This window comes from Paenibacillus sp. BGI2013, assembly GCF_002843485.1.
GTDB lineage: Bacteria > Bacillota > Bacilli > Paenibacillales > Paenibacillaceae > Paenibacillus > Paenibacillus amylolyticus.
The window spans coordinates 497,629-510,450 of the sequence record NZ_PJFA01000001.1 but is presented as its reverse complement, the minus strand read 5'-3'; the positions used below and the strand labels follow the sequence as shown (position 1 = coordinate 510,450).

General features: G+C 46.6%; 11 protein-coding genes. 3 read left to right on the top strand and 8 right to left on the bottom strand.

Annotation, left to right across the window (positions count from 1 at the left end):
- Nucleotides 1–336 precede the first annotated feature (336 nt).
- Entirely contained in the window at nucleotides 337–1,779 is a 1,443-nt protein-coding gene (locus CXK86_RS02300) for a hypothetical protein (protein ID WP_076249871.1), read from the top strand.
- A gap of 222 nt (nucleotides 1,780–2,001) precedes the next feature.
- Here CXK86_RS02300 and CXK86_RS02295 read toward each other — a convergent pair whose 3' ends face one another.
- From CXK86_RS02295 to CXK86_RS02275, 5 genes are all read right to left on the bottom strand, one after another.
- A complete protein-coding gene (locus tag CXK86_RS02295) occupies nucleotides 2,002–2,601 on the bottom strand; it encodes a DUF4269 domain-containing protein (RefSeq protein WP_083684245.1) in 600 nt (199 codons plus the stop codon).
- A 2-nt stretch (nucleotides 2,602–2,603) separates the two neighbouring features.
- Entirely contained in the window at nucleotides 2,604–2,810 is a 207-nt protein-coding gene (locus CXK86_RS02290) for a YwbE family protein (RefSeq protein WP_076249872.1), read from the bottom strand.
- Nucleotides 2,811–3,024: 214 nt separating this feature from the next.
- Nucleotides 3,025–3,813: a polysaccharide deacetylase family protein gene (locus tag CXK86_RS02285; RefSeq protein ID WP_076249873.1), complete on the bottom strand. Its 789-nt coding sequence runs from the start codon at nucleotides 3,811–3,813 to the stop codon at nucleotides 3,025–3,027.
- A 66-nt stretch (nucleotides 3,814–3,879) separates the two neighbouring features.
- Nucleotides 3,880–4,818 carry an aldo/keto reductase gene (locus tag CXK86_RS02280; protein WP_101313418.1) on the bottom strand — a complete coding sequence of 313 codons (939 nt, stop codon included), beginning with the start codon at nucleotides 4,816–4,818 and terminating at the stop codon, nucleotides 3,880–3,882.
- Between the two features lie 112 nt (nucleotides 4,819–4,930).
- Nucleotides 4,931–6,955, bottom strand: coding sequence for a Na+/H+ antiporter (locus CXK86_RS02275; protein WP_036609574.1), 2,025 nt, complete (start codon nucleotides 6,953–6,955; stop codon nucleotides 4,931–4,933).
- Between the two features lie 404 nt (nucleotides 6,956–7,359).
- On the opposite strand from CXK86_RS02275, the gene CXK86_RS02270 reads away from it, so the two are divergent.
- Complete coding sequence (locus CXK86_RS02270; RefSeq protein ID WP_047842412.1) at nucleotides 7,360–7,659, top strand: hypothetical protein; 300 nt, start codon at nucleotides 7,360–7,362, stop codon at nucleotides 7,657–7,659.
- A gap of 97 nt (nucleotides 7,660–7,756) precedes the next feature.
- Here CXK86_RS02270 and CXK86_RS02265 read toward each other — a convergent pair whose 3' ends face one another.
- Entirely contained in the window at nucleotides 7,757–8,239 is a 483-nt protein-coding gene (locus tag CXK86_RS02265; RefSeq protein ID WP_036609579.1) for a MarR family winged helix-turn-helix transcriptional regulator, read from the bottom strand.
- A 271-nt stretch (nucleotides 8,240–8,510) separates the two neighbouring features.
- Here CXK86_RS02265 and CXK86_RS02260 point away from each other — a divergent pair, with 271 nt between their 5' ends.
- Nucleotides 8,511–9,626, top strand: coding sequence for an FAD-dependent monooxygenase (locus tag CXK86_RS02260; protein ID WP_101313417.1), 1,116 nt, complete (start codon nucleotides 8,511–8,513; stop codon nucleotides 9,624–9,626).
- 117 nt (nucleotides 9,627–9,743) lie between these two features.
- Here CXK86_RS02260 and CXK86_RS02255 read toward each other — a convergent pair whose 3' ends face one another.
- Together CXK86_RS02255 and CXK86_RS02250 are read right to left on the bottom strand one after the other, a co-directional pair.
- Nucleotides 9,744–9,974, bottom strand: a complete 231-nt coding sequence (locus tag CXK86_RS02255) for a hypothetical protein (RefSeq protein ID WP_076208990.1) — start codon at nucleotides 9,972–9,974, stop codon at nucleotides 9,744–9,746.
- 215 nt (nucleotides 9,975–10,189) lie between these two features.
- Entirely contained in the window at nucleotides 10,190–12,766 is a 2,577-nt protein-coding gene (locus CXK86_RS02250; RefSeq protein ID WP_101313416.1) for a beta-mannosidase, read from the bottom strand.
- Between the last annotated feature and the right edge of the window lie 56 nt (nucleotides 12,767–12,822).

The following is a 12,822-nucleotide window of genomic DNA, read 5'->3' as shown; positions in this document are numbered from 1 at the left end:
ATTGAACACACACTTTATTTCAACATAGTTTTTTTCTATTTTCTTCCTTATGATGGCATGTTTATTGTAATCACCCCTGCTTGCCACTGTCTATGGGGTCCCGTGACCTTCACATATCAATTCTGGTGACTTCCATCCGCTCCAATTTCAAGAGTAACAAGCTTCATGTAGTAATAAATTCTCCAGTTGTAAAAAAAATCCTTCATTATTACTCAGAAGCTTCACCCTAAAAATAAATGCTGCGGCAAGCCCCGGACTCCACGAACGCCCGATCTTGACATGCATACGATATATCACTCCTCGGGTTAGTCACCAGGATGTAGGGAGGCCTGTTCGATGAATATTCAACTCACTGCGTTACACTATGTCTATCTGGCATTTATCGTCTTGATCATCGCAGTTATGATCCGGCGCAGGGACACCACCATCATCTGTGTTGCGGGTATTATGACCATTGGACTTCTGGCAACCGAAACCTTAAGCGGGTCAGTTGCTGGGATCTTCAGCAGTTTTATCTATGCAACAAAAGAATTGCTGAGTACAATCTTTATCATCTCAATTATTGTGGCAATGAGCCGTGTTCTGATCAGAACCGGCATTAATGAGGTCATGGTAACACCCGTCACCCGGTTTATCCGTTCTCCTCAGGTCGCGTATTGGGGTATCGGATTGATCATGATGGTAGTATCGCTATTTTTCTGGCCATCCCCGGCCGTAGCACTCGTTGGTGCAGTACTGCTTCCTGTAGCCGTGCGTGTAGGTCTTCCTCCGATTGGAGCTGCTATTGCGATGAACCTGTTTGGACATGGGATTGCACTGTCGGGAGATTACATTATTCAGGGGGCTCCTAAACTTACAGCTGATGCGGCGGGTATACCAGTCACTTCCGTCATGACGGCCAGCATTCCTTTGGTCATTGTCATGGGCACCGTATCTACACTTACAGCCTTCTGGATGCTGCGCAAAGAGATGAAATCAGGTTCACCTGTTCATTCCCCAAACGTTACATCAGGTACCGTGAGCACGGAACCTTCTTCTTCATCAGAGGCTGTGTCCACCTCCCTACCCACTGATCAGCCTGTTGAACGTCAAGCCATGTCACTCCGTTTGCAAAAAGCATTCGCTCTGCTTATCCCTCTGTTATTCGCAGTTGATGTGATTCTGATGTTTGTATTGAAATTGCAAGGCGGCGACGCAACAGCTCTGATTGGCGGAACCGCTGTGGTTATACTGATCGCCGTTACCCTTGCCGCACACCGACATGCGGGACCAGAGGAAACGACCAATTATTTAATAGAAGGATTTCAGTTTGGTTTCAAGGTGTTTGGACCGGTTATTCCCATAGCCGCATTTTTTTATCTGGGAGATGCTGCGATTACGGAGTTGTTCATCAACCCTCTTCCTGAAGGTTCACACGGGATTGTGAATGATCTCGGGGTCGCACTTGCTGGGCTGGTGCCATTAAATGATACGGTGGGCGCGATTACAATGACGGTAACCGGAGCAGTGACCGGAATGGATGGTTCGGGGTTCTCGGGGATATCCCTGGTTGGCTCGATTGCATCCATGTTTGCAGGTTCGGCAGATTCCGCACCTGTACTGACAGCATTAGGTCAGGTTGCAGCCATATGGGTAGGTGGTGGAACCTTGATTCCATGGGCATTGATTCCTGCTGCTGCAATCTGCGGAGTCAATCCTTTTGAACTTGCAAGACGCAACCTGAAGCCTGTACTGCTGGGACTCACGGTAACAACAATTGTAGCCATCTTTCTGATCTGACCAAAGGTTATTTCCACTGACACTACGATGACAGAAGCACCTTCCAATCGCTGTTATTCCCAGATTTTTTTGATCCCCTTTCTCAAGGGGAAATCCGGTAATAGCGTATGCTTCCGATGCAGCTTTCTTTCAGAAAGCTTTTAGGCGACCGCTTCGCTTTTTCAGGTTCTTTCTGTCCTCTCCGTTATCGTGTAAATGATTAGTTCATCTCAAATAGACATTTTAAAAAGACGTGCGCGAACGCGCCCAGTTCCAGAGATCTTCACGTTTCATCTCTGCCAGATGCAGCATGTCCACATATGGATCTCCCTGTAGTCCAAGTACAGAAGCAAAAGCAGGCTCCGTCTTCCACCCTGCCTGTTTTAGTCTGCGGATCTCACGGTGTCCCGCGTCTCCCCACAGTTGCAACAATCTCCACTCTACGATCATATGTAGGTATGCATTCTGCCTGTAAACTGGAACGGATTGGGCAAAAATCTCCACAGGCCAATGTCCCACTTGCAAATTACAAGTCATATAAGGACGTTGGTCTGGAAGATCCCCACCACGTACACATTGAAATTCAGTAACGGCTCCGATTCGATTGTATACCTCGGCTTCAAACACATCCAGATCCTCTGCATAACACAGCAGATCCAGATCACTGCCCGGAATATCAATATCAATTGGCACCGTTCCTGCTGGATATGGGTGATAGTCAGCTAATATATCGAGCAATCCACTGCTCTGTAACACATGATAGGCGTCCTGCTGACGTGTATTACCCGAAGCCAGATGTGCCATTACTTCTGCCGTATTACTCATCTCCCCGTCTTGGGCCACAGTTAGTTCGAGCCTCCTGTAATGACCTGTTTCACACGTCCCACATGACCACTCGTCAGTCGTACTTTGATTCCGTGTGGATGCGTAGGTGACTTGGTTAACAGATCCTTCACAATGCCACGTGTCAGCTTACCTGTAGCTTGATCCTGCTTCAGCACAATGTCCACTTCCAGACCTGGCTTAATATTTACGCGTTGTTGTCCATTCATTATGTTCACTCTCCTCTATGTCGTAATTCATATCTTGTATACTATATAACCCTTAAACACAAAGCTCCATCTATTGTAGACGTTTTGGTTTCAAAACAAAAGGGACACGGCAATAACCTCCTACGCCTGATTCCATGGTTGATATGAAGACCAAGATAAAGAAACCGCAGGTCTCTTCATCTGAGACCTACGGTTTCTAATTGGATTACCATGTTCAGGGCTTTACGTTCTTCAACGAAGAAGAAGGTGAAGTCCCATCCTTCGCGGCTTCGCGTGCCTTTACAGCAAGTAGCTCAGACACCGTAACGAATTGGTACCCCTGCTGCTGCAGTTTCGGCAGGATCGTTTTGAGTGCTGCTACCGTATGCGACTTGCCTTCCACCTTATCGTGAAAAAGTACAATATCCCCATTACGTGCGTTCTTCAACACTTTGTTAACGATAGCCGATACACCTGGAGAAGCCCAGTCCCGTGTATCCTGATGCCAAGACCAGAGTACAATGGTATACCCTTTTTGTTTGGCAGCCTGGATGACCATGTCATTGTAATAGCCGCCCGGTGGTCTGAACAACAGGGGACGCTCCGCGCCAGCTTTAATAATGGAACTTTCTGTTTCGTTCATATCCTTCATGTACTTTTCCGCACGTGTTGATCGAACTGCATACGTGTGCGCATACGTATGGTTGGCGATTTCATGCCCTTCGAGCTGTTCCTGCTTAATCAGTTTAGGAAATTTATCTGCCCATTTGCCAAGTACAAAAAAAGTTCCTTTAGCATGATACTGCTGTAACAAAGCCAGGATCTGCGGAGTCTGAATCGGATCTGGTCCATCATCAAAGGTAAGGGCGATGAGTTTATCCTGTGTGGGAACTTCCCACACAATCTCTCCTCGTTCCTCATAATACTGACGGTTCTTCTGTACAGGCTTCGCATAGGCAGAACTGCTACCCAGCAAAATAATTAGCGTGAACATTCCGATGACTCGGGCTGCCTTCAGGTTCATGTGGTGTCCTCACTTTGTCTTCATACGTAAACTCCCTGTTAGCATTTCCCGATTCACCCGAACTCATTAACGAAAGATCTGATCCACGACTGCAATTTCCTCAGCAGTTAATTCCACATTTAATGTTTGCAGATTGTTAGTGACCTGCTCTGGTCGCTTGGCACCCGGAATCAATGCATCAATAGAAGGCTGAGTCAGGTACCAGGCCAGAACCAGATGAGCGACCTCAACATCCTTGGATTGTGCTATGCTGCGCAGTTGCTCAACTTTATCGAGATTTTCAATGAAAGCTTCACCTGTGAACAGCGGGTTCTTTGCCCGTCCATCCTGAAAGGTTGTATCACGATTATATTTCCCGCCCAGCAGTCCCGCTGCCAGAGGGAAGTAAGGAACAAAAGAAATGTTATGCTCAGCCGTATACGGCAACAGCTCTTTCTCCGCATCTCTTTTGAACAGATTATATTCAGATTGCAGTACGTCTACATGCCCGTCCTTGTTGGCTTCACGCAACTGATCAATGGAGAAATTAGATACGCCAATGGCACGAATTTTGCCAGCATCTTTTAATTGTTTTAACGTATCTACCGCTTCATCCTTAGGCGTATGTTCATCCGGAAAGTGGATGTAGAACAGATCAATGTAATCGGTTTGCAGACGTTTCAACGCCTCATCCACGGCTGTTTTCAGAAAAGCAGGTGAGTTATCTATGACAATCTTGCCATCCACAAATTTATGAGCTGCCTTGGTTGCAATGATGGTATTCTGCCGCTGACCAGTTTCCTTCAGTACTTCACCAATCAGTCGTTCGGAATGCTCCGGTCCATAGATGTATGCCGTATCCAGAAAGTTAATACCTTGTTTCAAAGCTGTACGAACCACTTCCTTACCCGTCTCATCATTCAGCATGTCCGGATAGATATTATGTCCGCCTACTGCATTCGCACCCAGTCCAATGGGATTCACGATCAGATCCGTCTTGCCCAACCGAATTTGTTGTTCTGCCATGTCTCATCTCTCCTTCACTGATCGATATAAGTACATTTCTGTAATGATGCGTGTTTCTTGTTACATATTATATCAAACCATTTAGCATATTTAAAATATCGGGTTTATCGGATTAAGTGTTTTTCAACGCAGTCGCTTCCACATCGTTAATAAACCGGCGCAGTTTCGCAGCCACATCACGGGTGATTTCACCGTTTTCATACAGTTGTTGCACTGTATTACGCTGTTCCTGAATCGCCACCATCTGCAACTCCAATTTCTCCTGATTAAATGGATCTTCCGTTTTACCTTGGTTCCAGGTGCGCAATTTGGCAATTACACGCTCATACTTGGCAATGACCGACAGTGCGACAACTCGATTCCCATCGTTCATATGGGCACGAATAGCCTTAATTGCCGCTTCAGAGGTGCGCAACTTCACCTGACGGAACAGTTCTGCATTTTCAAGCATAAATGGTTGATTCGGCTTCTGGGACCGGTTGGTGAAGAGATGTCCTAACACACGCCCGATCTCGCTGATCGAGGTCATGAACTGAGTGTTTGCACGATTCGCCAGCATCATTTCCTTGCGATCCAGCCAGCTGTCACATTTGAAGGCCGCATCAGAAGCAATTGCATTTTCGTCTAACATTACTTCAACTTCTTTACGCTCCGCCCGGGTGGCAATCAGGTTAATCGCCGTTTCTTGTTTCTGAATATCTTTGCGTTTATCGGCGGTAAGCTGACCTGCGGCCTGTCTGATGTACTTGGACAAGTCGGAGACAACCGCGAGTGCCGCAGCTTTGTTCTCATCGTTCATTTCGGATTTGACAGCTCGTATTGCCGCATTCAGCATAATGTCATGTGCTTTTCGTTCTGACTTCTGCGGTGTTTCTTCTGTGGATTTCCCATCGTCCTTGGCCAGAACTGGAAGAAACACGCTCGCCGCAATCAGGGAGAAGAGGATAACCCCTGCCGCGAGGAAAATAATCAGATCCCGTTCAGGGAAAGGTGATCCATCCTGAAGCACATAAGGAATGGAGAACGCACCCGCCAATGTTACAGCCCCCCGCACCCCAGAGAGGGAAATGATCGTAATATCCTTGAATCTGGGCCGGCCAATAGAGGATTTGGTACGCAGCAATTCATTCCCTTGCCAGAACAGATAGATCCAGAGAAAACGCAGAACCAGCAGTAGCACCGAGATCAAGCCCACATATCCCAACACCTGCAGATTATTAAACGAAACATTTTCAAATATGGTACTCAACACATCCGGGACCTGTACACCCAGAATAACAAACACCAGACCATTTAGTATAAATAAAATGACTGACCATGTGCTCGCAGATACCACCTGCATTTTCAACTGAACCGATTCAGCACGGTCACGCTCAATGGCGTGGATAATACCGCCTGCCACTACCGCAAGAATACCTGATACCCCAATTTCTTCACTCACCAGATAGATGATAAATGGCGTCAGGATTTGCAGCAGCATGTGAATGGTCACATCTTCCATGCCCAGTCTACGGATCCATACCCCTAGCCTGATTAACAGAAAAGATAACAATGCCCCGACAAGAAGTCCGCCAATCGCAATCAGAATAAAACTGAAGGTTGCATTCGCCAGGGAAAATACACCTGTAACTGTGGCTGCAATTGCGAATTTGAAGGCCACGAGGCCAGATGCATCATTCATTAATGCTTCACCTTCAAGAAGCCTATGTATGCCTTTGGGCAAATGTACCCGGCCCGCCATGGCGCCAACGGCCACAGCATCTGTCGGGGACAGTATGGCTGCAAGAGCAAAAGCAGCAGGTAACGGAATCGAAGGAATCAGCCAGTGAATGGCATATCCCGCCACGACCACCGTCACGAATACAAGCCCTAGTGCAAGCAGAAGTATCGGTGCACGCAGATTCCATAATTCATTCCTTGGCGTTCGCTTACCATCGTTGTATAACAAAGGAGCGATGAACAGTACAAAGAACAATTCCGGATTCAACGGCAGGTGAACACCTGCGGGAAGCAAAGCTATAGCTACACCAAGCACGATTTGAATGAGCGGAATGGGAATAAAGGGTACAAACCGGTTTAAAATATTGGATAAACCAATCAGTACCAGTAACACAAGTACGGCAATAAATATTTCCATGATGACAATCCCTTTCCGCTATAGAAGTGGTGAAACCTTTGTTGTATAGGTTTATTTTAACATAATCCAACCTTTATTATAAAAATGTTGTCATATTCATATACCCATTCAACTGGCCTCAGACTAGTTTATATAATTGGAACTAATCATTTAGACAACAACGGAGAGGACAGAAAAAACCTGAAAAAGCGAAGCGTTCGCCTTTATCCCCGGATTTTCCCCTTCGGAAAAGGGAATCAAAAAATCTGGGGATAACAGCGATTGGAAGGTTATTCTGTCATCGTAGTGTCAGTGCAAATAATCTTTAGTGCAACTTATATAGATTGAAGAATTCTGATGGATTCTGTATATAAGATGTTACAATATGGTCAGGACAATACCCGTTTGGAAAGGAACTTGCATCTATGGCATTTGGAATTAAACGACAAGAGCTTGCTGCTTGGAAGGAACAAGTGGCTCGGGGTGAGATTGCGTACCTCACTCATTTCTGGATTGACAACCGATTTCCCGGTATCACCAGTGTCACCAAAGTTGGCTGTGCAGATCTGGAACGTCTCGAACGTTGGTGCAACGATCATGGGTTGGACCCGCGATACATTCATCGGCGCCAGCCCTTTCCCCACTTTGACCTGATGGGCAGCAAGCAAAAAGAAATTCTGATCCAAGAAGGCATGACAGATCATGTGGTTCGCTTTCATTTGTAAACCAACTCAAAAACGCCAGTCTTCAAGGTTCATCCCCCCGCAATTAGGGACGAACTCATGAGGACTGACGTCTTCAAGGATCAAGTCATATTATGGACTACCGGTGGATCTGCTCAAACGACTTCATGTTCTCCAGCAGTTTCAGTTCAATTTTCTTCAGCATGCCAAACATCTGCTGTTGCTCCTCTTCGGAAAGTGCTTGCAACAATTCCCACGTCATTCGGCCGCGATTCGCATTAAGTGTCTTGGCAAGCTGCGCGCCTTCATCCGTTAAGGACAGCCACACAATTCTCCGGTCTTCTTCACTGCGCACCCGCTGGATCAACCCTTCCGTCTCCAGTTGATTCAGTACAATGGTGGTTGCGCCGGAAGACAAACTGAGTTGTCTGGCCACATCAACCGCCATGCAGCGTTTTTCACGTAAAATCATGCCCAATATATGACTTTTTGTCGGATTCAGTTTACAGTTGGTTTCGGTCTTCTGCTGCTGATCCAATACTTTATTTTTATATCTGAAGAAGGCCTCCAACAATTGATCTACGTTTGCCAATTGAGAGTTTCGCTCCGTATCCGGGCTCATAAACGTTCCTCCTGCCTTTCATCATAACCTACCTTATATTGTAACATATTTACACTATGATGTTTGTGAAAAATGCGCTTGTATCCGACACCCTATCGTTGACTGCAAGACTCTTGTTTTATTTTGGGTTTCGCCTATTGCATTATGGCAACGGGTTTGTTTATAATAACCTATATCTTTAAAGTTACTTTTAGTTACTTAATAATTTTAATAAATCTGTTGTTATAAAGTAAATAAAGCGTCACCATTATAATGCAAGGGACTTATGCACATGAATCAGTATACACAATCACAACTCAAAACGGACGTTTGCATCGTCGGCGCGGGACCTGGCGGTGCTTTGCTTTCTTATTTACTGAACCAAAAAGGAATCTCCACGATGCTCATTGAGCGGCAGCCCCACCTGCACAAGTCGTTTCGCGGGGAGTTGCTTAATGTGGATGGCGAAGCCATTTTGAATAAATACGCCCTCTATTCCCTCATTCAGGAACGAGGAGCGCTGCTCTTGGAACAGATTCAGTATTGGGAAAATGGGCAGATTATTCATACGGTATCACCGGGCAATGGAGAATCTCATGTTGGTATTCATGTACCCCAAGATCATCTCCTGGAAGCCATCGTGTCGCATGCTCAGCAGCACAATTCAAACGAACAAGTACTATTCAATACGATTATGACCGGTTTGTTACGAGACAAGAACGGCCAGGTCGTGGGTATTAACATTCGGCAGAAGGGTGTTCCTGCCTCCATTGAAGCATCTGTAATTGTGGGTGCTGATGGCAGATACTCTGCTGTACGCAAACATTCCGGTATGACCCCGGAGATTCGTAAGCATGGGTATGATCTGCTCTGGGCACGCATTCCGGCACCCGTAGGTTGGGAACCCGCTGTTCGAATGGCCAGCATGGATGGTCAACAGCTCGCACTGTTCTCACAGTTCGGCGGTTATGTTCAGATTGGATGGAACATTCCCGAAGGAGCTTACTCCAAGCTGCGAGAGCAGCCGATTGCTCCTTTTGTAGATAAACTTGTATCTGCTTTTCCTTGCCTATCTGATTCTGTAGCTGCCAACATTCAGAGCTGGAGTGATTTTGTTCTGTTATCTGTCGAAAGCAGCTATTGCCCGTCGTGGGCACAGGACAATGTTGTACTCATCGGTGATGCCGCTCATACCATGACACCAACCGGTGCGTTTGGACTTAATGCCGCGCTCGAAGATGCGGATGTGCTCTCCGAATTACTTGTCCAAATGGCTGCAGATCAATTCAGTTCCACTGCACAACTTCAGGAACTTCAGACGATTCGCGGTGCAAAGGTACAGCAGCAACTGGCACGACAAGTGGAGATGGAATCCTCTTTCCAACAGCGGTATGAATCCTTTCTCTAAACCCAGTTAATACAGATAAAATGCCTATATGCCCAAACAGCCGATCACTTCCTCATAGAGAAGAATCGGCTGTTTGGTTTGTTGGTTTATCTTTTTTATGTAATTCCGTATCCTTCTTCATTTTCGTTTGCGTGGAGCAAACGTGTCTTCTCTGGGTGCTCCTTCTTGTACAGTATCAACGTCCTTCGGATAGGATGAGATGTTATCTTTTTCATATACTGCTTTCTCCAGATTGCTTAAGCGGCGCAATACTTGTTTGCTTTTACGAACGATATATACGATACCAATAATCAGCAGGATCAACATCAGAATGAATATAACCATCTCCGGGTAAAAGACAAATGACATGAATCCACCTCCTTTGAAAACGATTTCTCTATATCATTCTAACCTTAATGATTCAAGATGTGAACCCGATTGGAAGTTTCGCTTGTGGAATAAGGACTAAATTACCTGACACAACGACATGAACTCACCCTGCTGCAAAAGTAAAAAAGGTGGCATCCCTGATCAGGATTACCACCTTGAACCTCGAATAAGATTCGAAGTCTGTGATTATTATTTTATCCTTCTCTGCCGTTCATGGCACTAACTCGAAGTTCTGTCAGTGGCAGAGACGTTTGCTCTGGGTGAAGTAGTCTCACTGTTCGGCTCTCACCGGGGAGCAGATCGAAATAATTGTCACTGAATCGGACACGCCCAAGGGGAAGCTCCAGCTTCACCAATCGTGCAATCCCACCACTGGCCGTAACCGTAACAGACTGCTCCTCCTCGTTCACATGTACGCTCAATTGCGACTCTGGCAACGTCACATCCTTAGGATCGCGCAAGAAGTAACGATTACTCGGTGCCGCAAATCCTTCGGATACCAACTCAACCATTACTTCCTCCGCGCGTCTACCCTGTAACACCTCTACTTCAGTTAATTCAACAATACACCGTGAGGATTGGGATGTTACTTCAACAGCACGTGAGCTGGAGTAGATCTTCTCTCCATCCAATGCATAGACATTGAGTCGAAGCTCCCCTTTCAAGACGTCACGTGTATCGTTCACAACCCACAACGCAAGCGGCTCACCCGGCTCATGCTCCAGTGACAACAGGACAGGATGAAGGAATATTTTCCCATAATAAAAGGATGCCTTCGGCAGCAGTTCATAATCAATCATGGACCAGCTTGTTCCTGGCCAACTATCGTTCAATTGCCATACAAGCGCTCCGCTGTTGCGGTGATTGATGCGCCGGAAATGTTCAATTCCATATCGTAACCCTTCTGCTTGAGTAAGCATGGAGTAGTTCATATACTCTTCTATATCTTGCGGAATCCCTGTGTAACCCTCCATCAGCAAAATACCTTTTTGATGATTGGTATCTTTGTTACGATAGGCCATCTCCGGACTGCCCCAGTAAAACTGACCTGCGGGCATATTTTTCTCCAGTGTGTAACGATTGGCCGAGGCATGCATACCAAATTCACTGCTGAACAACGCATGATCCTTTTTATAATTTTTGAACGTTACACCTTCAATGCTGTAGTCCAGCAGCGGTGGCTCTCCATGCTTCCTTGGATAGACCGAACCATGCCATACCTGCCAGTTGTGGCGATCCCCCACATCCGGGTCATTCGCATCCTGACCGTTGCTGTCGCCGAACGGCGAAGAAGGCCAGTACGGACGAGACAGATCCAATCGCTCTAGCACTTCAGGGATTAGCTCATGATAGATCTGTTCACCGTAGAACGGGCTGGTAATATCTCCACTTGCAGACTTCATATCATAGAGCCAATCTATTTCATTATTCCCACACCAGAGGGCAAGCGAGGCACGGTTACGCAGACGTAAGACATTGTTTTCTACCTCTTGCCGTACATTATCCATGAAATCACGATTGAAATCCGGGAACAGTGCATTCGCGAATGCAAAATCCTGCCACACCAACACCCCTTGCCGATCACACTCATCGTAGAAGACATCCTTCTCATATATACCACCAGCCCAGACACGCAGCATGTTCATATGCCCTTCCACCGACAGCTCGACAAGCTCACGATACCGAGAGTTGGGGATGGCGCCAATCAGATGATCAGCCGGGATCCAGTTGGCACCCTTGGCATATACTTTGACTCCGTTCAGAATAAAAGTAAATGCATCTTCACCCCGTTCATTGTGAAGAGCCAGCTCAATCGTTCGTAACCCATAAGGCTCGCTATAACGATCCACCTCAACGCCATCGGCGAATAATGTAACCTCCAGCGTATACAGATACGGCTCACCCAGATCATGAGTCCACCATAACTGAGGTGACGTAACGTTTAATGTGGTATCTGCTATACCACCCTCTACGGGTAGTTCAGTGACACCTGCCACCTCGTGTCCACTGCGATCCAACAGACGAACATTACAGGTCGCAACCACAGCCTGCTCACGTTTCTGTCTGTTACGGTAAGACAAGACCGACTTCACATCCGCTGTGACATGTAAGACTGCCAACTCTGAACTGACTGATTCCGTGCGAGCATACATATTTTCCAGCTTGGCGATTGTTCGTTTTTCCAGCCTTACCGTACCCCAGATCCCCACCGTAACCATGCGTGGACCCCAGTCCCAGCCAAAGTTCATCGCTGCTTTGCGCAACCATGGCCGTTCCTTCGTATACGAGGACCAGTCAAAGGTTTCTTTGTCCTGGTGATGCAGGTGAAGCGGATCAAACTTGACAGCAATCGCATTCCAACCGCTGCGTACCAGAGACGTTACATCAAATGCATGTGACATAAGCATATTGGCCGTTTTCCCGACTTCATGGCCGTTGACATATATCGTTGCAAACGTATCCAATCCTTCGAACACCAATTCAAAGTGCTCCTCCGTCTCTGCATCTCTTACCAGATTGAAGGTTGTGCGGTACCACCATTCCTTTTGTTCAATCCAGCGACTTTTGGCATCATTATGTCCGTAATAGGGCGGATCAATGATACTGCGCTCAACCAATGCAGCATGTACATCGCCAGGCACTTCAGCCCCGATCCAGAAACGGTCATCCAGTGCAGCAGCTGCCACATCCATTGCCCGCTTCTCTCCAACTTCAAAATGCTGTATCATCCATTGTCCCGATAAATCCTGACTTGAACTATAGGTCTTCATCCGTATGCCCTCACTCTCCAATAACCCTGAATACCATATCGAAAACGTTTGCAATA

What these genes read in the sequence shown, in the direction of transcription:
- CXK86_RS02300 (WP_076249871.1), top strand. Translation starts at nt 337, where the DNA reads ATGAATATTCAACTCACTGCGTTACACTATGTCTATCTGGCATTTATC.
- CXK86_RS02290 (WP_076249872.1), bottom strand. Translation starts at nt 2,810, where the DNA reads ATGAATGGACAACAACGCGTAAATATTAAGCCAGGTCTGGAAGTGGAC.
- CXK86_RS02285 (WP_076249873.1), bottom strand. Translation starts at nt 3,813, where the DNA reads ATGAACCTGAAGGCAGCCCGAGTCATCGGAATGTTCACGCTAATTATT.
- CXK86_RS02280 (WP_101313418.1), bottom strand. Translation starts at nt 4,818, where the DNA reads ATGGCAGAACAACAAATTCGGTTGGGCAAGACGGATCTGATCGTGAAT.
- CXK86_RS02275 (WP_036609574.1), bottom strand. Translation starts at nt 6,955, where the DNA reads ATGGAAATATTTATTGCCGTACTTGTGTTACTGGTACTGATTGGTTTA.
- CXK86_RS02270 (WP_047842412.1), top strand. Translation starts at nt 7,360, where the DNA reads ATGGCATTTGGAATTAAACGACAAGAGCTTGCTGCTTGGAAGGAACAA.
- CXK86_RS02265 (WP_036609579.1), bottom strand. Translation starts at nt 8,239, where the DNA reads ATGAGCCCGGATACGGAGCGAAACTCTCAATTGGCAAACGTAGATCAA.
- CXK86_RS02260 (WP_101313417.1), top strand. Translation starts at nt 8,511, where the DNA reads ATGAATCAGTATACACAATCACAACTCAAAACGGACGTTTGCATCGTC.
- CXK86_RS02255 (WP_076208990.1), bottom strand. Translation starts at nt 9,974, where the DNA reads ATGTCATTTGTCTTTTACCCGGAGATGGTTATATTCATTCTGATGTTG.
- CXK86_RS02250 (WP_101313416.1), bottom strand. Translation starts at nt 12,766, where the DNA reads ATGAAGACCTATAGTTCAAGTCAGGATTTATCGGGACAATGGATGATA.